The organism is Paraburkholderia unamae, assembly GCF_003096875.1.
GTDB lineage: Bacteria > Pseudomonadota > Gammaproteobacteria > Burkholderiales > Burkholderiaceae > Paraburkholderia > Paraburkholderia unamae.
The window spans coordinates 66,638-92,098 of the sequence record NZ_QEOB01000010.1 but is presented as its reverse complement, the minus strand read 5'-3'; the positions used below and the strand labels follow the sequence as shown (position 1 = coordinate 92,098).

At 67.1% G+C, this 25,461-nt stretch carries 21 protein-coding genes; 12 read left to right on the top strand and 9 right to left on the bottom strand.

Features of this window, described 5'->3' with window-relative positions; translation table 11 throughout:
• Window positions 1–13 precede the first annotated feature (13 nt).
• The 4 genes from C7402_RS21320 to C7402_RS21305 are packed head-to-tail and all read right to left on the bottom strand — an operon-like array spanning window position 14 to window position 4,197.
• Window positions 14–1,210, bottom strand: a complete 1,197-nt coding sequence (locus C7402_RS21320; protein ID WP_116611985.1) for a c-type cytochrome — start codon at window positions 1,208–1,210, stop codon at window positions 14–16.
• A 32-nt stretch (window positions 1,211–1,242) separates the two neighbouring features.
• A complete protein-coding gene (locus tag C7402_RS21315) occupies window positions 1,243–2,067 on the bottom strand; it encodes an ABC transporter ATP-binding protein (RefSeq protein WP_116611984.1) in 825 nt (274 codons plus the stop codon).
• Entirely contained in the window at window positions 2,061–3,155 is a 1,095-nt protein-coding gene (locus tag C7402_RS21310; protein ID WP_116611983.1) for an ABC transporter permease, read from the bottom strand. The genes C7402_RS21315 and C7402_RS21310 overlap by 7 nt, the downstream gene beginning before the upstream one ends.
• A 4-nt stretch (window positions 3,156–3,159) precedes the next feature.
• Window positions 3,160–4,197 (bottom strand): ABC transporter substrate-binding protein, encoded by a 1,038-nt coding sequence (locus C7402_RS21305; protein ID WP_112171751.1) that lies wholly within the window; start codon window positions 4,195–4,197, stop codon window positions 3,160–3,162.
• A gap of 415 nt (window positions 4,198–4,612) precedes the next feature.
• Between C7402_RS21305 and C7402_RS21300 the strand changes: the two genes are divergently transcribed.
• Window positions 4,613–4,843, top strand: a complete 231-nt coding sequence (locus C7402_RS21300; protein ID WP_116611982.1) for a hypothetical protein — start codon at window positions 4,613–4,615, stop codon at window positions 4,841–4,843.
• Window positions 4,844–4,914: 71 nt separating this feature from the next.
• On the opposite strand, the gene C7402_RS21295 is transcribed toward C7402_RS21300, so the two are convergent.
• From C7402_RS21295 to C7402_RS21280, 4 genes are all read right to left on the bottom strand, one after another.
• A complete protein-coding gene (locus C7402_RS21295) occupies window positions 4,915–6,111 on the bottom strand; it encodes an acyl-CoA dehydrogenase family protein (RefSeq protein WP_244314897.1) in 1,197 nt (398 codons plus the stop codon).
• Window positions 6,112–6,136: 25 nt separating this feature from the next.
• A complete protein-coding gene (locus tag C7402_RS21290) occupies window positions 6,137–7,201 on the bottom strand; it encodes an aldo/keto reductase (RefSeq protein ID WP_116611980.1) in 1,065 nt (354 codons plus the stop codon).
• A gap of 53 nt (window positions 7,202–7,254) precedes the next feature.
• Window positions 7,255–8,805: an ABC transporter substrate-binding protein gene (locus C7402_RS21285; RefSeq protein ID WP_425273793.1), complete on the bottom strand. Its 1,551-nt coding sequence runs from the start codon at window positions 8,803–8,805 to the stop codon at window positions 7,255–7,257.
• 120 nt (window positions 8,806–8,925) lie between these two features.
• Window positions 8,926–9,990, bottom strand: coding sequence for an ABC transporter substrate-binding protein (locus C7402_RS21280; RefSeq protein ID WP_116611979.1), 1,065 nt, complete (start codon window positions 9,988–9,990; stop codon window positions 8,926–8,928).
• 335 nt (window positions 9,991–10,325) lie between these two features.
• On the opposite strand from C7402_RS21280, the gene C7402_RS21275 reads away from it, so the two are divergent.
• Both C7402_RS21275 and C7402_RS21270 read left to right on the top strand, forming a co-directional pair.
• On the top strand, window positions 10,326–11,561 hold the full coding sequence (locus tag C7402_RS21275; RefSeq protein WP_112171756.1) for an acyl-CoA dehydrogenase family protein: 1,236 nt from the start codon (window positions 10,326–10,328) through the stop codon (window positions 11,559–11,561).
• A gap of 66 nt (window positions 11,562–11,627) precedes the next feature.
• The gene (locus C7402_RS21270; protein WP_116611978.1) at window positions 11,628–12,974 is read left to right on the top strand and encodes an LLM class flavin-dependent oxidoreductase; all 1,347 of its coding nucleotides are present in this window, start codon (window positions 11,628–11,630) and stop codon (window positions 12,972–12,974) included.
• 16 nt (window positions 12,975–12,990) lie between these two features.
• Here the strand turns inward: C7402_RS21270 and C7402_RS21265 are convergent, their stop codons facing one another.
• Window positions 12,991–14,187, bottom strand: coding sequence for an LLM class flavin-dependent oxidoreductase (locus C7402_RS21265; protein ID WP_224043209.1), 1,197 nt, complete (start codon window positions 14,185–14,187; stop codon window positions 12,991–12,993).
• A gap of 308 nt (window positions 14,188–14,495) precedes the next feature.
• Here C7402_RS21265 and C7402_RS21260 point away from each other — a divergent pair, with 308 nt between their 5' ends.
• The 9 genes from C7402_RS21260 to C7402_RS21220 all read left to right on the top strand — a co-directional run bounded on the left by C7402_RS21260 (window position 14,496) and on the right by C7402_RS21220 (window position 25,410).
• Entirely contained in the window at window positions 14,496–16,097 is a 1,602-nt protein-coding gene (locus tag C7402_RS21260; RefSeq protein ID WP_116611977.1) for an ABC transporter substrate-binding protein, read from the top strand.
• Between the two features lie 31 nt (window positions 16,098–16,128).
• Window positions 16,129–17,109, top strand: a complete 981-nt coding sequence (locus C7402_RS21255) for an ABC transporter permease (protein ID WP_112171759.1) — start codon at window positions 16,129–16,131, stop codon at window positions 17,107–17,109.
• 54 nt (window positions 17,110–17,163) lie between these two features.
• A complete protein-coding gene (locus tag C7402_RS21250; protein ID WP_116611976.1) occupies window positions 17,164–18,141 on the top strand; it encodes an ABC transporter permease in 978 nt (325 codons plus the stop codon).
• A 9-nt stretch (window positions 18,142–18,150) separates the two neighbouring features.
• The gene (locus tag C7402_RS21245; RefSeq protein WP_116611975.1) at window positions 18,151–19,854 is read left to right on the top strand and encodes an ABC transporter ATP-binding protein; all 1,704 of its coding nucleotides are present in this window, start codon (window positions 18,151–18,153) and stop codon (window positions 19,852–19,854) included.
• A 184-nt stretch (window positions 19,855–20,038) separates the two neighbouring features.
• The gene (locus C7402_RS21240) at window positions 20,039–20,329 is read left to right on the top strand and encodes a co-chaperone GroES (protein ID WP_116611974.1); all 291 of its coding nucleotides are present in this window, start codon (window positions 20,039–20,041) and stop codon (window positions 20,327–20,329) included.
• A 26-nt stretch (window positions 20,330–20,355) separates the two neighbouring features.
• Window positions 20,356–21,990 (top strand): chaperonin GroEL, encoded by a 1,635-nt coding sequence (groL, locus tag C7402_RS21235; RefSeq protein ID WP_116611973.1) that lies wholly within the window; start codon window positions 20,356–20,358, stop codon window positions 21,988–21,990.
• A 164-nt stretch (window positions 21,991–22,154) separates the two neighbouring features.
• Window positions 22,155–22,721: an OsmC family protein gene (locus tag C7402_RS21230; protein WP_112171764.1), complete on the top strand. Its 567-nt coding sequence runs from the start codon at window positions 22,155–22,157 to the stop codon at window positions 22,719–22,721.
• Window positions 22,722–22,868: 147 nt separating this feature from the next.
• Window positions 22,869–23,585: a haloacid dehalogenase type II gene (locus tag C7402_RS21225; RefSeq protein ID WP_116611972.1), complete on the top strand. Its 717-nt coding sequence runs from the start codon at window positions 22,869–22,871 to the stop codon at window positions 23,583–23,585.
• Window positions 23,586–23,754: 169 nt separating this feature from the next.
• Window positions 23,755–25,410: an ABC transporter substrate-binding protein gene (locus C7402_RS21220; RefSeq protein ID WP_244314896.1), complete on the top strand. Its 1,656-nt coding sequence runs from the start codon at window positions 23,755–23,757 to the stop codon at window positions 25,408–25,410.
• Window positions 25,411–25,461: the final 51 nt, after the last annotated feature.

Genomic DNA, 25,461 nt, shown 5'->3' with positions numbered 1-25,461 from the left:
CTTGCCTGCGCGCTCAATGGACGTAACCACCCTTGACGTAGCGCACCGGCTCCGCGTCGATGCGCAGCAGTAACGAGGTCAGCGAGTCGGCCCGGCCGCGCGTCACGCGTTCGCCGCGACCGCCACCCGCCGCGCACAGCAACGTGGCGTCGGCCCATGCGGGGTCGCCCGGTTTCGCTTCGGCACGTAGCCAGCCGTCGCGGTCCGCGATCAACTGCGAGCCCGCGAAGCGTTGCGCCTCGATCCCCGCGATGCCCGCAAACGCATCCCAGGCGCCCGGCGTGACCGCCACGCACGACGCCTTCCCGCTCGCCCCCCAACGCGCCGCTTCGGACGGCGGCGGCAACGCGCCGTCGCGTGACAGCAGCAGCGTCTGCCAGCGCGGATCTTCGAGCGGCGGCGGCGCGGAAGCGTCGATCGCCACGGCGCGCACGCGCTGGCCCGCGCGCCAGCGGGCCAGCGGCTCGGCGGGCGCGTCGCCGCAGCGCACGTCGAGCACAGGCAGCGCGACCGGCACCGGCCAGCCGTCGCCGTCCCGCACACCGCCGCCCGCTGCCAGGACCTTGAGGTAGTCGAGAATCGCCCATGTGTCGGCGTCGCTCAGGCGCGACGCGAACGCGGGCATGGTTGGCGCGCCGTCGCGCGCATGCATGCCGTGCTGCACGCGCCAGAACAACTCGCCGTCCAGCCGGTGGCCGAGCAGCGGGCCGACCACGGTGGGCGGCCAGCGCACGAGCGAGGCGGCGCGCGGGCCGTCGCCGCGTCCCGTATCGCCGTGGCAGGCCGCGCAGTCGCGCGCATAGTGCAGCGCGCCGCGCGCGACGGCTTCCACCGAGAAGGGCGTGGTCTGGAAACTGGTGGGGACGGCGTCGGCGAGCCAGAGCGAGGTGTCGGGCCACGGGGCGAACCACGCCGCGAGAACGGCGGCGGCGAACAGGGCGAGGCGAAGCTTGCGCCAGAAGAGGCCCGCGATGGCGAGCAGCAGCGCGCCACCCGTGGCGGCGAGCGCGAGTGCCAGTTGGCGCGCGACGCCCGCATCGATCAGCAGGATCTCGACCGCGAGCCGCTTCGGCCACGGCCAGGCGGGCTGGCCGTGGCTGTCACCCGCGAAGCCGAAAACGTGCGCCACGCCGCCCAGGGCGACCTGCGCGGCCTGTAGCACGCCAAGAAACGGATTGACCCAGGCGTTGCCGGAAAGCAGCGCGCTCATTGGCGCGCCAGATACAAAACGATTGGCATTGCTTACCAGCTCGCGTCGAGGCCAAGGTGATGCAAAGCTTCGCGGCGCAGCGAGGCAAAGGCGGGGTCGCCGCGATGGCGCGGATAGGGCAGATCGACATGCAGTTCCGCCGCGACGCGCGCGGGTCTCGGACCGAAGACGATCACGCGCTGCGCGAGAAAGAGCGCCTCCTCCACATCGTGCGTGACGAGCAGCGCGGAGAAGCGATCGCGCTGCCAGAGATCCACGAGTTCGCTTTGCATCGCCAGACGCGTGAGCGAGTCGAGCTTGCCGAGCGGTTCGTCGAGCACGAGCAGGCGCGGGTCGTTGACGAGCGCGCGGGCCAGCGCCACGCGCTGCGACATGCCGCCCGAAAGCTGGTGCGGAAACGCGTCCGCGAATTCCGTGAGGCCCACGCGCGCCAGCTCGATATCCACGCGCTTGCGCTCGCGCTTGAGCACCCCGAGCGCTTCGAGGCCGAGCGCGACGTTCGCGCGCACGCGCCGCCACGGGTAGAGCGTGGGGTCCTGGAACACCACGACGCGCGACGGGTCGGGTCGCTCGATGGGCGCGCCGTCTTGCAGGAGCCGGCCTTGCGTCGCCGGTTCGAGCCCGGCGACGAGGCGCAGCAACGTCGATTTACCGCAGCCGCTCGGTCCGAGCAGCGCGACGAATTCGCCGGGTTCGACCGTCAAGCTCACGTCGTCGAGCACCGCGAGCGGGCCCTTGGGGGTGTCGAACTGGTGGCTCACGCGCTCGACCGCGATGCGTGCGCCGCGGGCGACGCTTCCGGGCGAGGGCGTGGCATGCGCCACCGTGGTATTTGCCGTATTTGCCGTAGTTACCATTTGACGGTTCCTTTCTGCCACACGAGCGTGCGATCGCGCACGAGGAAAAGCAGGCTGATGAGGCCGGAGAACAAGACGGCCATCAGGAGCAGCGCGGCGTACATGTTCGAGTACGATGCCCACCCTTGCGCCCACGTGAGGTACCAGCCGAGGCCGGACTTCACACCCATCATCTCGGCCGTCACGAGCACGGTGAACGAGGCGCTCAAGCCCATGAAGAGGCCGACGAACACCTGCGGCAGCGCGGCCGGAATCGCCACGCGCAGCACGAGAAAGCGCTGGCTCGCGCCGAGCGTGCGCGCTACGTCGTAATAGGCCTTGTTGACGCTCGCGACGCCCGACCACGTGAGCACGGTCACGGGAAACGCGGTGGCGAGCGCGATCAGGAAAATGGCGGCGGAGCGGCTCGACGGAAAAATATAGAACGCGAGCGGCAGGAGCGCGGTGGCGGGCACCGGGCCGAGCACGCGCATGACGGGGTGCACCCAGTACCCCACGGCGCGCGACCAGCCGATCGACACCCCCACGAGAAAGCCGACCACGCCGCCATACAGAAAGCCAACGGCGAGCAGGCCGATCGAATGCGCCACGCAGTCCGCGAGGCGCGCCCAGTCGTCGCGATAGACCTCGACGAGCGCCTGCGGCGGCGCGAAGAACGGCGTGGGCAGCAGCGCGGTCTTGGCCGTGACGACCTCCCACAGCGTGAAGGCGACGGGCAGGGCGACGAGCCACGGCCCCGCCTTGCGCAAGCCGCGCAGCGCGGGCCGCAGCCGCGCGCTCGTGCGCTCGAGCGTGGGCAGCGCGAGCGCGAGGAGTGCGAGCCATGCCGCGATCGCCCAGTCGGCCGCGCCCAGCTCGGCCGTATAGGCCCAGTCGGAGAAGCCGGTGATGCGGTTCGGCCACTCGCGTGTGACGGCGCCGAACACGGCCCATGCCGCCGCCACCGCGAGGCCCGTGTACCACACGGCCGGGCGGCCGGGCGCGCGTTGCCGGCGCCGGTCGGCGTCGGCGAATGACGGGTTCTCGCCGGCGTTGAGTGCGTTGCCGGCGGCCGTTCTCGCCAGCACCGGTTGTTCGAGCGAAGACATGGCGTTACCCCAGTACGTTGGTGTAGACGGCCGCGGCGAAGCGCTGCGGATCGGTGGTCGGCTTCAGCACGCCCGCGCGCTTGAAGTCTTCAGCGAAGTAGGCGATCTCCTGCTGGAGATCGACGTTGGTCGGATGGTGGTCGTAGGTGAGCGACGCGTAGAGCTTCACGAGGTCGTCTTCCGCGAACTTCGGCGTGTACTTCGCGAACGACTTCGCGGCTTCGCGCGGGTTCTCGCGCGAGAAGTCGGTGGCCTGGATCAGCGCGCGCGCAAGCGACGCGGCGGTGGCGCGGTCGCTGCGCAAGAGCGACCCGCGCGCGGCGATCACGCAGCACACCTTGTGCGCGTACTCGTCGGAGAGGTTGCTCGCGAGATGCGTGTAAGCGCCCGGACGTTGCCGCTCCAGCAGATACAGATTCGGGTCGCCGTCGGCGATGGCCTGGATCTCGCCCTTTTGCACGGCGACGTCGAGCAGGTCGGCGGGATACTGGCGCCAGCTCACGTCGCGGTCGGGGTCGATGCCGTGCTTGAGCAGCAGGATCGCGAAGAAGTTCTTGCCAGGCGAGGCGAGGTCGCTCACGCCCACGGTCTTGCCCTTGAGCGAGGCGAGCGAGGTCACGCCCGCCGCGCTCGCGCCGATCAGGCGCACGCAGCCGCCGTGCACGCTGCTGATGATCTTGACGTCGAAGCCCGCCTCCAGCGGCTTGAGCCAGCGGTGGATCATGCCCACGGCGGCGTCCGCCTTGCCGGTGGAAAGCGTTTGCAGAAGCTGGTCGTTCGACCCCGCATAACTCACGAGGTTGACCTTCAGGCCGTTCTTTTCGAAGAAGCCCTGCTCCTGCGCGACGGCGACGGGCGTGAGGCAAAACCCGTTGGGCGCCCACGCGAAGGTGAAGGGCTTGAGCGGCGGCGCGGACCATGCCTTGCGGCCGAGCGTGAGCACCGGGGCGCTGAGCGCCGTGGCGCCGGCCGCGCGCAGCCATTTGCGGCGTTTCCCGTTTGGGGCGGGTGGGGTGGGGCTGGAACCGTGCAATGCGGCCATGAATCGGTCTCCGTTCGGATCGAAGTGAGGGTTTCGCTTGAGGGGTGGGCGGCTCGCATACGCACGACGGTCAACCGGGTCGTATGCAATCCTGATTAGATAACGCGTGCTTCGCGACACGATTTTCCGGCCGCGCAGCGATGCGAACGCATGCAGTCGACATCGGAGGTGAGCGTAATCCCGAACACGCTCGGCCAGTAAATAATGATTTGCGCAAACCATATCTGCTTTGCGCCGATTCCAGATCGGCCGCAAGCGCCGCCGCGAGCGAGGCGCGCCGTGATGACGAAGTGAGGGCCACGCTGATTTGCTAACGCCAAAGCATTCTTTGGCGCAGCGCGCGTCGCGCACTAGCATGAAGTGTCGCGGGCGCTCGTGCCCGCGCGTGTTTTAACCGGATTGAACGGGAACCTACATGCGATACAAGGGATACAACGTCGAACCGTCCGCGCACGCGCTGCCAAGCGGACTCTACGCGGCGAACCTGACCATCGAGAACGGGTCGCCGGCGCTTGAGTCGTCGTTTTCTTTCGAAGCGCTCGATTATTTTTTCGAGCCCGATCACGCCATTGCGTATGCGTCGCGCTGGGCGCGGCTGTGGATCGATCAGCGCGGCCAGGCGGCCGGCCGCCGGCGCGGCGGCTAGTCTTATCCAGCGAATCCATTGAATCCAGCGCCCCGGCGCGCACGCCGGGGCGCTTTCTCTTTCTCAGGCTTTTACACGCCCAGCGCGCGACGCGCGGCCATCGTACGCAGCAAGCTGTTGGACGGCGCGTGAATGCGCGCGCACTGCACATTGCGGTGATGGCGTTCGAGCGGATTGTGGCGCGCGATGCCGTGATTGCCCGCGAGTTCCAGCGCGACGTCCACGGCCGCGATGGCGTTGTCCACGACGGTATGCTTGATCACGGCGGAGAGTTCGGCGGGCGCGGTGCCCGCGTCGATCGCATCGGCGTGCGTGCGCAACAGCCAGTCGTTGGCCGTCAGCAGCATGTCGATGCGCCCCACGCTTTCCTGCACGATGGGCACGGTGGCGAGCGACGCCCCGCCGAGCGCCCCCGGCTTGCGCTCGTTGAGGAAAGCGAGCAGCCAGTCGCGGGCGGCGCGCGCCGCGCCGTCGTAGACCGTGCCGACCAGGCTGAAGTACCACGCCGTGGCGTGCGGATCGCGCTGCACGCCTAGATGCGCGGGCTTCAGCCCGACGACATCGTCAACGGGAATCGCCACGTCCGTGAACACCACGTCGTGACTCGCCGTGGCCCGCATGCCGAGCGGGTCCCAGGTCTCCACGATGCGCACGCCCGCCGCCTCGCGCGGTACGAGAAAGTGGCCGAGTCGCGGCTCCGGCTCGTCGGTGCGGGCCAGCACGTTGATCCACGTAAGCAAGGGCGCGCCCGTCACATAGAGCTTGTGCCCCGTGATGCGCCATGCGTCGCCTTCGCGGCGCGCGAGCGTTTCGGGCAGGCCGCCATGCGAGGGCGAGCCGAGCGCGGGCTCGACCTGCGCCGCGTTGACGAGCGCGCGGCCTTCCACGCTGGCACGCGTGAGACGCCGCGCGAGCGCCGCGGGCCAGTTGCCCGTGTGTTCGCGCGCGTCGCGCACGATCATGGCGTGCTGGCTGTAGTGCATCGAGAGAATGAGCGCGACGGATGGATCGCCATAGGCGATCTCCGCGACAATGGCGCGCGAGAGCGCCAGCCCCGCGCCGTAGCCGCCATCGCTGCGCGCAATGTTCGCGCGCAGCAAACCGGCTTCGCGCAATGCGCGGAACTGATCGAGCGGCGCGGTGGCGTTACGGTCATGTTCGTCGGCCACGGCGGCGAAGGCGCGGCCGAGCAGCACGGCGCGTTCGACCAGTGTGGCGGCCTGATCGTCGTCGCGCGCGAGCGCGGCGTCCGGAGTGAATGCGTTCACGGTGCGCTCCCTTGGCGTTGGCCGGTTAACGTTCGCCGCCCGGCGCGCGGGCGTCCTGCGGGGCGCCATGACGCACGAGCCGCCCGAAGAACGGATGGCCGGGGTCGTTGAAGCCCGGTGTCGACGGATGGCCGCTCGCAACCAGTGAATCGACGAATGCTTCGTCATCCGAATCGAGTCGGTACTGGAGCGTGGGCAGGTAGTCGCGCCATTGCGCCTCGGTGCGCGGGCCCGCGATGGCCGAGGTGATATAGCGGCTGTTGAGCACCCACGCCAGCGCGAACTGCGCGGCAGTGAGATTGCGCGAGCGCGCATGCGCCTCGACGCGCCGCGCGAGTTCGATCGTCTCCGGCCGCCATTCGGTTTCGCTCAGGCGGCGGTCCTGGCGTCCCGCGCGCGTGTCGGCGCCGGGCTGTGCGCCGGGTTCGTACTTGGCGGTCAGCACGCCGCGCGCAAGCGGGCTGTACGAGATCACGCCAAGGCCATAGTGCCAGGCGGCGCTCAATTGCTCCGCTTCGACCTGGCGATTGGCGAGGTTGTAGAGCGGCTGGCTCGCCACGGGGCGCGGCACGCCCAGCAAATCGGCCACGCGGCTGAACTCGGCAATGCGCCACGCGCGATGATTCGACAGACCATAGTGGCGCAGCTTGCCGGCCGCGATGAGATCGCCCAGCGCGCGCACGGTTTCCTCGACCGGCGTGTGATGGTCCTCGCGATGCAGATACACGAGGTCCAGATAATCGGTGTTCAGGCGCGCGAGGCTCGCTTCGACGGCGCGGATCACGTGCTTGCGCGTGGCGCCCGCCGCGTTGACATCGCGTCCGCCGCCCGGCGTGAAGTCGAACGGGTTGCCGAACTTGGTGGCGAGCACCCAGCGATCGCGCTGCCGGGCAATATGGCGGCCGACCACGCGTTCCGATTCGCCCTGATGGTAGACGTCGGCGGTATCGATCGAATTCACGCCTTGCTCCTGCGCCGCGCCGATGATGCGTTCGGCGGTGGCCTCGTCGGTTTGTCCGCCGAACATCATCGTGCCGAGCGTGAGCGTGGAGATTTTCAGGCCGCTATGGCCAAGTTGCCGGTATTCCATGAATTTTCCTTGAATCTTCCTTGAGTCGTTCAAGCAGGGTGACGTGTGCACGCCTAGTGCGAAAGCCAGACATCGGCGAAACTCGCGGCCGTGCCGTCGGGTGAAATGGTGTGGTCGTGCACGCGCTTCGCGGCGAGCGTGATCCATTGCGGCGAGACGAGATTCAGGTCGGGCAGGTCGCGCTCCAGAATGCGCTGGATTTGCGCGAACTGCTGCTTGCGCTTCGTTTCGTCGCTTTCTCGCGCGGCTTGTGCAAAGAGGCTGTCGATTTGCGGATTGCTGTAGTGCGAGCCGTTGGTGAAGGGCACGCCGGGGCGGAAGTTGTCGGTCGTGTACAAGCGCGCCACGCCCACCACCGGATCGAACAGATTGCTCATGCCGTTCGCCGTGAAATCGAACTGCCGGTCGGTGTAGACGCGCTTCAGATAAGCGGCGAGATCCTGGTTGCGGATCGTCACGGCGATCCCCACGCGGGCGAGCGCCGACTTGATGTACTCGCCCGTGCGCGCGGGCAGGTCGCCAATCGGCAGCGGGTCGAGCGTGAGCGCGAAGCGCGTGCCGTCGGCCTTGCGCGGATAACCGGCCTCGTCGAGCAGGCGGTTCGCGCGCGCGATGTCGAACGGGTAAGGCGAGGGCGTCGCGTCGTAGTAGGGGTTCGACGGCATCAGCGGGCTCGCGGTCGGCGTGGCATAGCCGTAGTAGATGATCTTGCGGATCACCTCGCGGTCGATGGCCGAGGCAATCGCCTGGCGCACCTTCAACTGCTTGAGCACGGGGTTGTCGAGATTGAACTCGATGCGCTGCACGCCCGCCTGGAACTCGTAGCCGCGCGTTTCGATGCCGAGCTTCGGATTGGCCTTCAGACGATCGAGGTCGCCGAGCGGTACGGGCGTATCGCCGCCGATATCGACCGAACCGTCTTCGAACGCCACCGCGCGCGCGGCCGGGTCGGCGATGATCTTGACGATGATGCGGTCCAGATACGGCTTGCCGGGGTTCCAGTAGTCGTCGTTGCGCGCATATTCGATGTAACTGCCGCGCACCCATTTGACGAAGCGGAACGGTCCCGTGCCGATGGGCGCGTTGTTGGCCGGATTGGCGAGCACGTCCTTGCCCTCGTAGAGGTGCCTGGGCAGGATCGGCGTTTCCGAGGCCGAGAACGCGCGGATCAGCCACGGCGCGGGCTCGCTGAGCGTGAGCACGACCGTATAAGGGTCGGGCGTGGCGATGGCGCTCAGGGTCGCGAACGTCGTGCGTGCACGCGGATGCACCTTGCGTAGCGCTTCGATGGACCACGCCACGTCCGCCGACGTGAACGGCGCACCGTCATGCCATTTCACGCCGTGCCGCAGATGAAACACATAACGGCGGCCGCCGTCCTCGATGTCCCATGAGGTGGCGAGCAGCGGCTTGGGCTTCAGGTCGAAGTCGTAATCGAGCAGCCCTTCGATCACTTTCGGGCTGACCTTGAGGACATTCACGGCGGTGGTCGCGACATCCACGAGCGCCGTCGGCTCCGGCGTCACCACGAAATTGAGCGTGCCGCCGCGCGTTTGCGCGTGCGCGGCCACATGCGCGAGTACGCTCGCCGTGACCACGAGCATCAGGAAGACACGGCGGCGCGCCGTGAGCAGGAGGGCAGGAATCATCGGTTCGACCAAGGCGATCAGCGGAAAAAGGCGCGCTGGCGGGCAGCGCTTCATGAGTGTTGTCGATGGGTCGAACTAGGCGGCGATGGCGGCGGCGCGCTGCGCGCGACGCGCGAGCGCCGCTTCGAGCGGTGCGGGCTCGACCCATTGCGCGAAGTCGAAATCGGTCGGGATGAATCCGTGCTCGAAAAGGAAGTGCTTGAAGTGCGCCAGCGCGTCGAGCGCGGCGGCGTCGAGGCCGATGTCCAGTTGCCGGTGCAGCCCGGCCGGATACGCCCGTGTGACCCAGTGCTCGGCGCTGCGCACTTCGCGCCCGACATAGCGTGTGACCTCGCCGGGGTGCGCGCCGGCCCACGCGGCGACGTCGAGCGTACGCGCGAGCACGCGTTCGACGAGATCGGGCCGTTCGCGCAGCAGTTGCGCATCGACCGTGAGCGGCCGTGGCGTGCCGTTGTTGGCGTGCGCGCGGCGATCGGGATGCGCGCTGATGTCGATCAGCACGCGCGCGCCGAGGACGTTGGCGATGTCGAGGCCCGTCGCGCCCTTGACGAACACCACGTCGGCTTCGCCGCGCAGGAGGGCCGCCGCCTCGCGCGAAAATTCGTGGGCGCGCTGGGTATCGAGCCACTCGGCGAGCGGTGCGGTGTCCTGCGCCTTGGCATGGGCGAGGCCGCGGGGCGCGTGCGGCAGATCGACAAGCTCCACGTCGGCGGGCGAGACGCCGATGGCTTCGAGCAACGTGTGGAAACCGCGCAGTGCGGTGGCGCGGTGAAAATCGACCACTTCGGCGGCCGTATTGATCGGTAATCCGAAGCGACGACCGGCGAGCGAAGCGCGCGTTGCCTTAAGCTGCGGATCGAGCGTGATGAGCGCCTGGAACTCGTCGACCCAGCTTATGCCGATAAGCCGCGTGTCGCTGCCTTGCGCGCGCGCCCACAGCGCCGGTATGTTGCCGCCCTGCCGGAACGACCACGGCTGCGTGTGCGTGAAATGCGAGCGACGGATGGCGGGGTCGTCGGCGTCCTGCAACGCCTTCACTTCAATGCCGTCGGTGGCGAATTCCTCTTGCAGCAAGCCTTGCTGCGCGGCAATGCCGAATGGGGTCGGCGCGGGGCAACGGGTGTACCAGAGAAGCGTCATGATGATTCCTGGGTCGCGAGTGGACGCACCGCGCGCAAGCTCTGCGCAGGCAACGTGGAGCAGACGATTATCGGCAAGCGCTTGCCGCAGGGTCAAAGAACGAAAAGTGAAATCGGTCCATGCATGGGCATGGTTTGCTTTTGCGGCAATGTCGTGCTGCCCGACTGTACGTCATGCCGACCCATGACCCACCAACGCAGACAGGCGAATAACAAAATGCGAAATCCGTGGTTAGGCGCGGGCCATGCACTCCCTATACTTTTCCTTTTGGCAAAACGCCGTGCGGCCGTCCGTGAGTCCTGACGATTCGCGGGCCTGACAACAAGGAAAATTCGATGTCCGCTCTTCCCACTCAGCTTCCGGTGCGCGATCGCGCCGCCGCTTCGTCATTGCAGGATGCGCTCGCCGATTTGCCCTCGCTCGCGACGATCATCGGCCAGGATGCGGCCGCGCGCGAAGGACGGCGCGAATTGCCCTTCGAGGGCTTCGAAGCGTTCCGGCGCTCCGGGCTCGGGCGTTTGCGGCTGCCGGTGGAATGGGGCGGCCTGGGCGGCTCGCTCGTGGACGAGTTCGAAGTGATCGCGACGCTGGCGGCAGCGGACAGCAATCTCGCGCATGCACTGCGCATTCACTACGACCAGACCGAAGCGCTGCTCCTTTCGGCTCGCACGCCGTTCAACGATTTGCAGATTCAGCGCGTAATTGAAGGCGCGATCTTCGGCGGCGCCTCGACCGAACTGGGCACGTCGCGCCCCGGCGAACACACCACGGCGCTGCGGCGCGACGGCGAGCATTACCGGCTCGACGGCCGCAAATACTATTCAACCGGCACGGCCTTTTCCGACTATGCGCGCCTGAGCGTGCTGAACGACGAGGGCCGCCCGGTGGTGGCCGTCGTGCCGGTGCGGCGCGAAGGGCTCACGGTGCTCGACGACTGGGACGGCATGGGCCAGCGCATGACGGCGAGCGGCAGTCTCGTGTTCGAGAATCTGCTGGTGCGCGCCGACGAAATCACCGAGCGCGGCCTGACCACGCTCGCGGGCCGCCACGGCGGCGCGCTGCGGCAACTGCATCTCGTGACGGTGGCCGCGGGCATCGTGCGCAACGTGGTTGCCGACGCGAAGCGTTACGTGGTGGAGCACGGGCGTCCCGTGCTGCATAGCACCGCGCCTACCGCGCGTGAGGACGCGTTCATCCAGCAGGTGGTCGGCACGCTCACCGCGCATAGCCATGCGATCGACGCGCTGGTGCGCGAAAACGCCCGCGCGCTCGACCGCTCGGCGCAAGCCATTCGCGCGGGTGCGGCGGATGCGGAATCGCTCGTGCTGGAAGGGGCGCTGGCGACGGCGCGCACGCAGCTCGTGGTGAGCAAGCTGGCGCTCGAAGCCGCGGAGCGGCTGTTCGAAGCGGGCGGCGCGTCGGCCACGTCGCGCGCGCACAATTTCGACCGGCACTGGCGCAACCTGCGCACGATCTTCAGTCACAACCCGCTGCTGCACAAGGCGCGGGTGGTGGGCGACTATGCCTTGAACGGCGTGACGACGCACCTCACCGAAGGCCGCGTGTTCTGAAACCCCGTTAAACGAAGCGCGGCCCGTGCCGGTCGCGTCGATCCTGATTTGAGGAGTGCCTACGAGATGAGCCGAACCTCGGCAGGCGCCGCGCCGCGGCGCCTGCATTTGAACATCAATATCCTGCACTCGGGCTTCGTGCCGTCGGCGTGGCGTCTGGACGATGCCGATCCTCGCGCATTCGTGGACGTCGCGCATTACGTGCGCGTCGCGCAACTGGCCGAACGCGGCAAGCTCGACGCTGTGTTTCTCGCCGACAACGCGGCGATCATCGACCAGATCGACTTCCGCCCGATCACTGCGCTCGAACCCACGGTGCTGCTGGCCAGCATCGCGGCGGCGACCACGCATATCGGCGTGATCGGTACGGCTTCGACGAGCTACAACGAGCCCTATAACATCGCGCGCCGCTTCGCCACGCTCGATCACGTGAGCCGTGGGCGCGCGGGCTGGAATGTGGTGACGACGGCCGATCTGCCCTCGGCGCGCAACTTCGGCCACGACGTGGTGCCCGATCACGCGCAACGCTATGCGCGCGCGGCCGAGTTCACGGAACTCGTCAAGGCGCTTTGGGATAGCTGGGACGACGACGCCTTTGTTGGCGACAAGGCGAGCGGCCGCTTCATCGACGTGACGAAAGTGCGTCCCGTCGAGCACGATGGCCGCTTTTTCAAGGTGCAGGGGCCGCTGAATCTGCCACGTCCGCCGCAGGGGCATCCGGTGCTCGTGCAGGCGGGCGGCTCGGGCGACGGCCGCGATCTCGCGGCGCGCCATGCGGAGGCTGTGTTTTCCGCGTCGCAATCGTTCGAGGAATCCGCGGCGTACCGGCGCGATCTCAACGCGCGCGCCGCCGCCTACGGCCGGCCGCAGGGCGTGCAGGTGCTCGCGGGCCTCACGACCATCATCGGCGCGACCGAGGCTGAGGCGCTGCGGCGGCGCGACGAACTCGTTGAGCAGATTCCGTGGCGCTACAGCCTCACGCGCCTTGCCGGTACGCTGGGCATTTCGGCCGATCAACTCGAACTCGACGCGCGGCTGCCCGAGCATCTCGCGCTGCCCAACGGCGGCAACGGCAACCACACATTCTTCCATGCCACGATTGCCGAGGCGCGGCGCGGCGGCCACACGGTGCGCGAGTTGATCCGTTCGCTCGCGGGAGGGGGCGGGCATCGCGTGATCGTTGGCACGCCTGAGCAAGTCGCCGACGATATCGAGCACTGGTTCAAGGGCGAGGCCGCCGACGGCTTCAACCTCATGCCCGACGCGCTGCCGGACGGGCTGGAGGCGTTCGTGGACGGCGTGGTGCCGATCCTGCAACGGCGGGGCCTCTTTCGAACCGAATACGAAGGCAATACCCTGCGTTCGCATCTCGGGCTGGAGCGGCCGGGCGTGCGCGAGGCCGCGATTCCGTAACCGCTGCAACCTGCGCCTAGCGGCGCAGCCCGGCTTCGTGCAGCAAAGGCAGCACACGCTCGCCGAAGAAGTCGAGGTCGGGCTGAAAATCGAAGAAACTCAACTGCACGCCGTTGATGCCCGCTGCGTGCAGCTTGACGATCTTCCCGGCCACCTCTTCGGGCGAGCCCACGATCGTGATGTTGCCGCCCACCGCGCGCGAGGCCGCCTTCGCGCGATCCTCGAAACCGCCGCGCCACGCATGCGCGTCGCTGTCGAAGCGATGAAAGCTCCCTTCGTCGGCGTGCGCGACGATGGCGTCGTGATAGGCGTGCGCCTCGGCGGACGTCTCGCGGCAGATCACCATCGGATTGATCAGCGTGCGCACCTCGCGCCCATACGCGCGCGCGGCGGCCTTCACGCGCGCGGTGTGCGCGGGCAACGCCTCCAGCGCGCGATCGATCTGCGGGCCCGCCGGGCTCGTGATGAACACCACGTCGGAGTAGCGGGCCGCAAAATCGATGCCCGCGTCGGAGCCCGTCGCATTGATGAGCAGCGGGCGTCCGTAGCGCGGCTTGGGCGTGACGAACGCGCCTTGCAGTCGCCAGCTCGACAGTTCCGGCTCGAAGCTGAAGTTATCCGGTTGCGCCCACAACTGTTGAACGGCGTCGAGGAATTCGGCCGCCATGTCATAGCGCCGGTCGTGCTCGATGCGGTTCCAGCCGAACATTTCGTGTTCGACCGCGCGGTGCCCCGTGACCACGTTAATGGCCCAGCGGCCGCGCGAGATGTGGTCCAGCGTGGCGGTGAACTTCGCGAAGTGCAGCGGGTGCCACGGGCCGTAGAGCACATGCGTCGTGGCGGCGAGGATGATGCGCTCGGTGCGTGCGGTGAGCGCGGCCAGCGTCATGAAGGAGTCGAGCGCCTGGCCGTCGAATACGCCGCCATAGCCGCCTTTTGGCAGCCATTGCGACAGGGCGAAGACGAGATCGAAGCCGAGCGTTTCGCACTTCTGCACGAGCGCGGCATTGTAGTCGAACGACCAGTCGGTGCCGCGCGGCAGCGTGGAGGCGCTCCAGCCGCCCGCCTGGATCGGCAGGAACAGGCCGAGCATGAGCGGCTGCGCGAACGCGCGCGCCGCCGGGCTGTCGGCAAAGGCGGCGGGAGAGGCCACGGGAACGAAGGGCGTCGATGCGCGGGAAGAAACGGCAGACGATGCGTGCGGCTGCGCCACGGGAGCCACAGAAGTTTCGCTCAAGACGGACACCTTGGAGGTTCGTTGCGGCGCAGGGCGCCTTGCGGGTGGATCGATGAATTAAACACGCCGCGCGGGCGAATAACAAAGAAGCTTTTCTGCTTTCCAATTGAGGCGGCGCCCGGCTGCATTCACCGTTGGGCGTGCCGGGTCATATGGTTAGCAGCATCGCTTGGTTAGCGCGTGAGAGGGCCGTTGCTACGATTGCAGATCTGTCGCCACGGCGCGAATTTACCGGCTCTGGCAGATCGCCACGCCCGGCCTCATCGAAATCGGAACGCATCAGCATGTCACGTTTGACCCGTCGAGCCTTTCTTGTTGCAAGCGGCGCGGCCGCCGCCACGGCGGGGTTTCCCGCGCTTGCCCGCGCCCAGGACGCCGTTGCGCGCAAGCGCGGCGGCACGCTGAACGTATTGATCAATCCCGAGCCGCCCGTGCTGGTGTCGATCTTCCAGACCACGGGACCGGCGCTCGCCGCGAGCTCGAAAGTGCTGGAAGGGCTGCTCGCCTATGACTTCGACCTGCGTCCGCAGCCGCAACTCGCGACCGCCTGGACCGTGAGCCCCGATGGGTTGCGCTACACGTTCAAGCTGCGGCCGAACGTACGCTGGCACGATGGCCAGCCTTTCACGTCCGCCGACGTGGCGTTCTCGGTGGAACTGCTCAGGGCGATTCACCCGCGCGGGCGCAGCACCTTTGCGAACGTGACAAAGGTGCAGACGCCCGACGCGAATACGGCCATCATCGAGTTGTCGAAGCCCGCGCCATTTCTCATCAAGGCGCTTTCGGCGGGCGAGTCGCCGATCGTGCCGAAGCACCTGTACGCCACGGGCGATCCGCTCACCAACCCGCACAACAACGCGCCAATCGGCACCGGGCCGTTTCGCTTCAAGTCGTGGACGCGCGGCGCGAGCATCGTCTACGAACGCAATCCCGACTACTGGGATGCGGGCAAGCCGTATATCGACGCGCTCGTCTACAAGGTCATTCCCGATCCGGCCGCGCGCTCGGCGGCGTTCGAAACGGGCGCGCTCGATCTGGGCGGCGAGAACCCCGTGCCGCTCACCGACTTGCCGCGCCTCACGCAACTGCCGCAGCTCACGACGGAAACGCGTGGCTACCGCTTTCTCGAACCGCTCGCGGAGATCGACTTCAATCTCGATCATCCGGTGCTCAAGGACCAGCGCGTGCGCCAGGCCATTGCGCACGCGATCAACCCGCAGGTCGTGCAAAAGACCGTGGCCTACGGTTACGCCGACGTCTCGCCCACGCCCATCACGCCCGCTTCGCCGTATCACGACGCACAGCTCGCGCCTTACGCGTTCGACCCGCAGGCCGCCGAGGCGCTGCTCGATGCAGCAGGCAAGCCGCGCGGCGCGGACGGCGTGCGCTTCAAGCTGACGCACGATTACCTGCCGTACGGCGACATGTACCAGCGCCAGGCGGGCTACGTGAAGTCGGCGCTCGCGCGCGTGGGGATCGACGTCACGGTACGTGCGCAGGATCTGCCGTCGTTCCTCAAGCGCGTCTATGCCGACCGCCAGTTCGACTTCACGAGCATCGGCGTGAACACGCTGTTCGATCCGGCCGTGGGCGTGCAGCGTCTTTACTGGTCGAAGAATATCCGGCCCGGCGTGCCGTTTTCGAACGCGCCGCATTACAGCAGCGCGGAAGCGGACCGCTTGCTCGAAGCCGCCTCGGTCGAGATCGACGAAAACCGCCGCGTGGTCCTTTACAAGCAGTTCCAGCAGACCGTTTATCGCGATCTGCCGATCCTCAACCTCGTCGCGCCGCGCATGGTCACGCTCGCCAACCGCCGCGTGCACGATCACACAGTGAGCGCGCAAGGTCTGGAGGGCAACTTCGCCGATGTCTGGCTGAGTGCCTGAAATGCGCATCAACGAGTAACGGAGCCCGACGATGAGCCGAAGCGCCCGCTGGCAAACGATCCTGCGCCGCACCGCCTGGCAGGCGCTGCCCACGGTGCTCGGCATCGTGATCCTCAACTTCTTCCTGCTCAAGCTGATGCCGGGCGACGCCGCCGACGTGATCGCCGGTGAAGCCGGCTCCGCGACGACGGAAACGATGACCCTGCTGCGCGCGAAGTTCGGGCTCGACCAGCCCGTGCTCGTGCAGCTATGGACCTATCTGAAGCATCTCGCGCATTTCAGCCTCGGCTATTCGCCGCGCTACGACATGCCCGTGATGCAACTGATCCTCTCGCGGCTGCCCAACACCTTGCTGCTGATGGGCGTGGCGCTTTCGCTCGCGCTCGTGGCGGGCGTGGTGCTGGGCGCCGTGATGGCGCACTGGGCGGGCAAGTGGCCGGACCGCGTGCTCTCGGTGTTCGCGCTGCTGTTCTATTCGACGCCGGGCTTCTGGATCGGCCTGCTCGCCATCATTCTGTTCGCGGTGCGGCTGGGCTGGCTGCCGAGCGGCGGCAACGTCACGATCGGAGCGAACCTGCACGGCTTCGCTTACGCCGCCGATATCGCGAGGCATGTGCTGCTGCCGGCGGCGACCCTTGCCACCTTCTTCGTGGCGATCTACGCACGTATCACGCGCGCGGCGATGATCGAAGTGCAGCGTCAGGATTTCGTGCGCACGGCGCAGGCCAAGGGGCTGAGTCCCTGGCGCGTGACGGTGCGCCACGTGCTGCGCAACGCGCTGATGCCGCTCACCACGCTCGTGGGGCTGCATTTCGGCACGCTGCTGGGCGGCGCGGCCGTGACGGAGACGGTGTTCAGCTGGCCGGGGCTCGGCCGCCTCGCGCTCGATGCGGTGCTGGCGCGCGATTTCAGCGTGCTGCTGGGCGTGCTGCTGTTGTCGTCGCTGCTCGTCATCGTCGCGAACGTTCTCGTCGATCTGCTACAGGCGTGGCTCGATCCGCGCGTAGGTTGAATCAGTTGCGTCGCCGCGGCGCAGCCTCGGCGACGCCTTCACGGAGGAACCCCAATGAGTTTCGAATCGCCGGATCTGCCGGTTCAGGCGCCGCGCGCCGCCGCGAGCGAAGGTTCGTCGTGGCGGCGTCAACTGGCGTTCGCGCTGCTTGGCCGCCGCGGCGGCGATGCCGGGGGTGCCGCCGCGCGGCGCGGCGGTCGCGCTTTCTGGCGCGCGCTGTTGTGCAATCCTTCTGCGTGCGCCGGTCTCGTGCTGCTCGCTGCGTTCGTGCTGCTTGCGGTGCTCGCACCGCGGCTCTACCCCGGCGACCCGCTCGACATGGTGGGCGGCCCGTTCGAGTGGCCGGGCAGCGACCCGCAATTCCTGCTTGGCACCGACTCGCTCGGGCGCGATGTGGCGGCGGGCGTGGCGCATGGCGCGCGCGTGTCGCTGCTGATCGGCGCGGCCTCGGCCGGCATCGGGCTCGTGATCGGCACGCTGGTCGGCGCCATCGGCGGCTATTTCGGAGGCCTGATCGACGACGCGCTGGTGCGCGTGACCGAACTGTTCCAGACCGTGCCGTCCTTTTTGCTGGTGATCGTGCTCGTGGCGATCGGGCGGCCCAACGTGGTGGTGATCGCGCTCGCCATCGGCATTGCCTCGTGGCCCACGGTCGCGCGCATCGTGCGCGCGGAATTCCGCACGCTGCGGCGCTCGGACTTCGTGCTCGCGGCGCGCAGCCAGGGGTTCGGCAACACGCGCATCATTTTTGGCGAGATTCTGCCCAACGCGTTGCCGCCCGTGATCGTCACCGCCTCGGTGATGGTGGCGAGCGCCATCCTGATCGAATCGTCGCTGTCGTTTCTCGGCATGGGCGACCCGAACGTCGTGAGCTGGGGCGCGATGATCGGCTCCGGCCGCGATTCGCTGCGCACGGCGTGGTATCTCACGGCGATTCCAGGCGCTGCCATCGTGCTCGCGGTGCTCGCCCTCAATCTGCTCGGCGACGGCCTGAACGAGGCCCTCAATCCGCGTCAACGGCAACGATCGTAAAGGTGTCATGTGAGCCAACTGCTTGAAGTGCGCGATCTGCGCGTGAATTTCGGGGCGCACGAAGCCGTGCGCGGCGTGAGCTTCGACATTGCCGCGGGCGAGACGCTCGCACTGGTGGGCGAGTCGGGCAGCGGCAAATCGGCCACGGCGCTTTCGCTCATGCAACTCGTTGCGCAGCCCGGCCGCGTGACGGGCAGCGTGCGCTTCGAGGGGCGCGAGCTGCTGGGCTTGCCGCCCAAGGCGGTGCGCGCACTGCGCGGCCGGCAGATCTCGATGATCTTTCAGGAGCCGATGACCTCGCTCAATCCGGTGCTCCCGGTCGGCGCGCAGATCGTGGAGACGCTGCGCCAGCACGAAACGCTGTCGCGCCAGGCCGCCCGCGCGCGCGCCGTCGAACTGCTCGATCTGGTGCGCATTCCCGAACCGCAGCGCCGCTTCGACGACTATCCGCACGAGCTTTCGGGCGGCCAGCGCCAGCGCGTGATGATCGCGATGGCGGTGGCCTGCCGCCCCCGCTTGCTGATTGCCGACGAACCCACCACCGCGCTCGACGTGACAATTCAGGCGCGCATTCTCGAACTGCTCGACGCGCTGCGCCGCGAGCTTTCGATGTCGCTGTTGCTGATCACGCACGACCTGGGCGTCGTGGCCGACCATGCGGACCGCGTGGCGGTGATGCTGGCCGGTCGCAAGGTGGAGGAGGCGGCAACGCCGGAACTGTTCGCGCATCCACGCCATGCCTATACGCGCGGACTCCTGAGCGCCTCGCTCAATCTGGCCGACGATCTGCACTACCAGTCGTGGACCTTGCCGGAAATCCGCCACAACGTAACGTCGGACCGGCCCGGTGAGGAAGGCGGCTTCGTGGTGGTGCCGCGCAAGGTGCCTGAACGCGCGGTGTCGAGCATTCAGGCCGCCGACGCCGCACCGCTGCTCGCCGTGCGCGACCTGCGCGTGACGTATGCGCAGCGCCACGGCGCACCGGCGCATCATGCCGTGGACGGCGTGTCGTTCGACATCGGCCGAGGCGAGACGGTGGGGCTCGTGGGCGAATCGGGCTGCGGCAAGTCCACGCTTTCGCGCGCGATCATGCGCCTCACGCCGGTGGCCAACGGCTCGATCGCGCTGGAGGGGACCGATCTCGTCGCGCTCGGCGAGCGCGCATTGCGGCCTTTGCGTCGCAAGGTGCAGATGGTCTTTCAGGATCCCTATGCATCGCTCAATCCGCGCCGCACGGTGGGCGACATTCTCGAAACCGTGCTGGCCGTGAACGGCGTGGGCGACGCGACAGCGCGCCGTGCTCGCGTGCGCTCGGTGCTGGAGCGCGTGGGGCTTCCTGCGGCGTCGCTTGGCCGTTTTCCGCATGAATTCTCGGGCGGACAGCGTCAGCGCATTGGCATTGCGCGCGCACTCGTGCTCGAACCCGCGTTGCTGATCTGCGACGAGCCGGTTTCCGCGCTCGACGTCTCGATCCAGGCGCAGATCCTCAATCTGCTCGTCGAACTCAAGCGCGAGCTTGGGCTCTCCATGCTCTTCATCTCACACGATCTTTCGGTGGTGCGCTACATCGCCGACCGCGTGCATGTGATGCAGCAGGGCAAGATCGTCGAAAGCGGCGACCACGAGAACATCTGGCGCGCGCCCCGGCATCCGTATACGCGCACGCTGCTCGCCGCGATTCCCGGGCGCGAGCTGGAAGCCGAAGCGGCCTGAACGCGCTTTGCAATGACCTGCGCGTGCGATATCGATAAGCGCGTTCTGGAGATATCGATCTGCCAATCCGTTATTGGAGCGGCGCGCGGCGGCTTTCTATACTCGGTGTTCCATCAGCACTCGCATGCAGCGAGTGCCAACTCAACAGCGAACCCAATCGCGCATCACCGAGAGAATTCAGCCCATGAGCCTGCGCCCACTGCACGACCGCGTGATCGTTAAACGACTCGACCAGGAAACCCGCACGACGTCGGGCATCGTCATTCCCGACAGCGCCTCCGAAAAGCCCGACCAGGGCGAAGTGCTCGCTGTCGGCCCCGGCCGGCGCGACAACGACGGCCGCCGCATCGCGCCGGACCTGAGCGTGGGCGACCGCGTGCTGTTCGGCAAATACGCCGGCCAGACCGTGAAGGTCGATGGCAATGAACTGCTCGTACTGCGCGAAGAAGACATCGTCGCAGTCGTCAATCAATAAACGAGAACCTGAGAGAACCCGTCATCATGGCAGCCAAAGACATCGTATTCGGCGACATCGCCCGCACCAAACTCATCGAAGGCGTGAACCTGCTCGCCGACGTGGTCAAAGTCACGCTCGGCCCGAAAGGCCGCAACGTCGTGCTCGAACGCAGCTTCGGCTCGCCTGTCGTGACCAAGGACGGCGTGTCCGTCGCCAAGGAAATCGAACTCGCCGACAAGCTCCAGAACATCGGCGCGCAAGTGGTCAAGGAAGTCGCTTCGAAAACGAGCGACGCCGCGGGCGACGGCACCACGACCGCCACCGTGCTCGCCCAGGCGATCGTGCGCGAAGGCCAGAAGTACGTGGCGGCCGGGCTCAACCCGCTCGACCTGAAGCGCGGCATCGACAAGGCTGTGCACGCGGCCGTCGAGGAACTGAAGAAGATCAGCAAACCCACCACGACGAGCAAGGAGATCGCCCAGGTGGCGACGATCTCGGCCAACGGCGAGGAGTCGATCGGCCAGCGCATTGCCGAGGCGATCGACCGCGTGGGCAAGGAAGGCGTGATCACGGTCGAGGACGGCAAGTCGCTCGAAGACGAACTGGACGTCGTGGAAGGCCTGCAATTCGATCGCGGCTATCTCTCGCCGTACTTCATCAACAACCCGGACAAGCAGGTCGCGGAGCTCGACAATCCGTTCATCCTGCTGCATGACAAGAAGATCTCGAACATTCGCGACCTGCTGCCGGTGCTGGAGCAAGTGGCGAAGGCGGGGCGGCCGCTGCTGCTGATCGCCGAGGATATCGAGGGCGAGGCGCTCGCCACGCTCGTCGTGAACAACATTCGCGGCGTGCTCAAGACCGTGGCCGTGAAGGCGCCGGGCTTCGGCGATCGCCGTAAGGCGCTGCTCGAAGACATCGCGATCCTCACGGGCGGCCAGGTGGTTGCCGAGGAAACCGGCCTCACGCTGGAGAAGGCCACGCTCCAGGAACTGGGCCAGGCCAAGCGCATCGAGGTGGGCAAGGAAAACACCACGGTGATCGACGGTGCGGGCGAAGCGAGCGCGATTGAAGCGCGCGTGAAGCAGATTCGCGCGCAGATCGAGGAAGCCAGCTCCGACTATGACCGCGAGAAGCTCCAGGAGCGCGTGGCGAAGCTCGCGGGCGGCGTGGCCGTCATCAAGGTCGGGGGCGCCACCGAGATCGAAGTGAAGGAAAAGAAGGACCGCGTGGACGACGCGCTGCACGCCACGCGCGCCGCCGTGGAAGAGGGCATCGTGCCGGGCGGCGGCGTGGCGCTCATTCGCGTGCGTCAGGCGATTCTCGACCTGAAGGGCAATAACGCCGATCAGACGGCGGGCGTGAAGATCGTGCTGCGCGCGCTCGAAGAACCGCTGCGCCAGATCGTGACCAACGCGGGCGAAGAAGCCAGCGTGGTCGCGGCGAAGGTCGCGGAAGGTCAGGGGAACTTCGGCTACGACGCGGCGACGGGCGAGTACGGCGATCTGGTGGAAAAGGGCGTGCTCGACCCGACGAAGGTCACGCGCACCGCGCTGCAAAACGCCGCTTCCGTGGCGGGCCTCCTGCTCACGACCGATGCGACGGTGCACGAGGCGCCCAAGGCTTCGGCGGCGGCGGCTCCGGCAGGCGGCCCCGGCGGCGCGGATCTCGGCTTCTAAGCCGGCTGGGCAGGCGTAGCAGGCTTGGCGGGCGATGGGGAAAGCCCGCGGCCTGAACGCATCGAAGGCCGCCCTGGCGTTACGCCATGGAGCGGCCTGAGTCTTTTGCAGCACCCGGTTTTGCCGCATCCGGCAACGCATCGGCCAACGAACCCATATCGATCATGACGACACTGAACGAGTATCTGACACAAAAGCGCGCGGCGTGGCTCGCCAAAAAAGAGGCGGCGCGCAGCAATCCCGACCTCAAGGCCAACGTGCTCAAGGCACAGGTGCGCGCGCTCGGGCGCAGTGGCGTGCGCGAGATCCGCATTCGCGATTTTCAGGTGATCAGCGACAGCCCGGCGGATTTCGCGGGCTACAACCTGGGCCCCGCGTCACCCGAGCTTCAGCTTGGCGTGCTGGGAAGCTGCCTCACGCATATCACGCTGATCCAGGCCGCCGAGCGCGGCCTTTCCATCGACTCGATCGACGTCGAGGTGACGGGCGAGCAGCATCCGCTCGCCCAGCAGCCGGGCTTCGAGCACATCCCGATCTTTCCGCACAATATCCGCTATACGCTCGATATCGTTTCGCCGGAGTCCGCCGAGACGATTCGCGCGCTCCATGAAGCCGTGGAAGCCGTGTGCCCGATCTTCAACCTGCTCAAGCAGCCGCAGACGATCGATGGCGAGCTTCGGCATACGGTGTCCGCGCCCGCCGCGTCCACCGCGCAAGCGCAGGCGGCCTGAGCGCACGTTGGCGTACTGGGCAGGGTGGCGGCGCGACGCTCAGCGAAATTTCCGCGCTAGTGCTTCAATGTGGGGTGCGGCGCCGTTGCCGGTTGGCATCGGCGGTTCTCCATGTCGTGTTCCGATCCACTGACCTTTCTGGACCCTATGACGAATCCCACTGAAATCAAGGCCCTCGTATTCGACGTCTTCGGCACCGTGGTGGACTGGCGAAACGGTGTCGCGAGCCAGGCCGCCGTTTTTCTGCAACGCCACGCGCCGCATCTCGACCCGTTCGAATTCGCTGACGCCTGGCGGCGCGAGTATTCGCCCTCCATGGAGGAGATCCGCAGCGCGCGCCGGCCGTATGTGCGCCTCGACGTGCTGCATCGCGAGAACCTCCTGAAAGTGCTGGAACGTAGCGGTATTACCGGAGTCGCGGATGCCGAGATCGATGAACTCAACCTGGCCTGGCATCGTCTCGATCCGTGGCCGGAAGTCGTCGAGGCGCTCGGCCGCCTGAAGCGCCGCTTCATCATCGCGCCGTTGTCGAACGGAAATATCCGCCTGATGGTGGACATGGCCAAGCGCGCCGGTTTGCCTTGGGACGCCATTCTCGGCGCCGAGGTGGTGCGCGCGTACAAGCCATCGCCGCAGGTGTATAGCGAAACCGTGGACATTCTGGCGCTCAAGCCTGCGGAACTGTGCCTGGTCGCGGCGCATAACGGCGACCTGGCGGCGGCGCGGCGGCAAGGGCTTTCGACGGCCTTCGTGCCGCGGCCGACCGAACATGGCGCGCAGCAGAAAACGGATCTGGCCGCCGAGCAGGCGTGGGATTTCGTCGTGAACGATTTGAGCGAGCTTGCGAACCGGCTTGGTTGCTGAGGCGTTTTTCAGCGAGGCGCGCAGGCAGATTCATGGCACTGCTTATGATATGCCGCGCGCACTAGCAAGCTTATGGGCTTTTCATCGTTGACCAGACCCTTTTCATTTGATGATATGGACGCCCTTCAAGTCGACAGGGCGGAACATGAATCGAGGATCGAGAAAGCCATTGCGCCAAGCCGCGACGGCAGGGGTCTTGCTGAGCGCGTTGGCATCGCTCTCGGCGTGCAACCAGTCCGATAGCGCGCAAGCCGCGCAGCAGAGCGCGGCGGCGAAGCCCGTAGCGGGCGGCACGCTCACGTGGGGCGTGACCACCGAGCCCGCGTGCTTCGATCCGCATCGCTCTTCGCAGCAAAACGCGTTCTGGGTGATTCGCAATTACGTCGATTCGCTGATCTACAAGCAGCGCGACGGTTCGTACTCGCCGTGGCTCGCGAAGTCGTGGAGCGTGTCGGGCGACGGCAAGACCTACACCTTCAATCTGCGCGACGACGTGCACTTTACCGACGGCACGCCGTTCGACGCGCAGGCCGTCAAGGCCAATTTCGATTACATCATCGCCAACGTGGCGACCACGGCATCGTCGGCGGCGCTGCTCGCGCATCTCGATCACGTGGAAGCGGTCTCGCCCTCGGTCGTGCACATCGTGCTCAAGCAGGCGGATTCCACGTTGCTCGCGTCGCTTTCGAGCGTGAGCCTCGGTTTCATTTCGCCTAAGGCGCTCGCCGCGAATCACGATCTGTGCGGGGGCGGCCCCGGCATCGTGGGCACGGGGCCGTTCGTGTTCAGCGCGTATCAGCGCGGCCAGTCGGCCACCTTCACGCGCAACGCCGATTACCGCTGGGCGCCGAGCGCGGCACAGCATCAGGGCCCGGCGTGGCTCGACAAGGTGGTGTACCGCTTCCTGCCGGAAGCTTCGGTGCGCACCGGTGCGCTCAGTTCGGGGCAGGTCGATCTGATCGAAGGCGTGCAGCCCACCGACGCGAGCGTGTTCGATCATGTCGCGGGCTTCCAGTTCTTTACGGGGCCTTCGGCGGCCACGACGTCGTTCACGCTCAACGTGAACTACACCGCATGGCCGACCGACGACGTGCGCGTGCGCCGGGCGCTGCGCGACGGCTTCGACGTCGACGGCATCGTCAAGAGCATTTATCTGGGCACCGTGGGCCGCGCGTGGTCGAACATCGGCCCCGACAATCCCGACTACGCAACGGCGTTGAAAGGCTCGTGGGGCAACAAGGTCGCCGAGGCGAACCGTCTGCTCGACCAGGCGGGCTGGACGACGCGCGACAGCGAGGGCTTTCGCACGAAGGACGGCAAGCGTCTGACGATCGAAGTGGGCTATCCGCAGCCGTACATTCGCGACAGCCGCGACGTGCTGATCCACGCGGTCCAGTCGGCGCTGCGGCAGAACGTGGGGCTCGATCTGCATCTGCGTATCACGACGGCGGGCGAGTTCGAAAACCAGAAGGTCACCGGCCGCTGGAGCGCTTATCCGAACACGGAAAACGCCTCCGATGCCGCTTTCGAACTCTGGGACAACCTGGGCGACGCGGGCTTCCTCTACCGCGCCGTGCCGGCGCGCGACGCCGTGCTCACGGGCAAGATCAACGAGGCGCGCAGGCTGCCGGTAGGCGACGAACGCCGCAAGCTGCTGGCCGAGATCCAGCAGTACGCGGTGGATCAGGCCTATATCGTGCCGCTCTATACGCCTCAGTATCACCTCGCCGCGAAAGCGAACGTGCATGGCGTGGGGTTCGAGCCGTCGCTGGACGGACCGTCGAGTGCTTACGAACTCTGGGTCGACAAACAAGGCACGTCCTGAACGCGCCGCCACGCGCGTCTTCTTCCTCGTCATTTGCTTATGCGCCGCCGC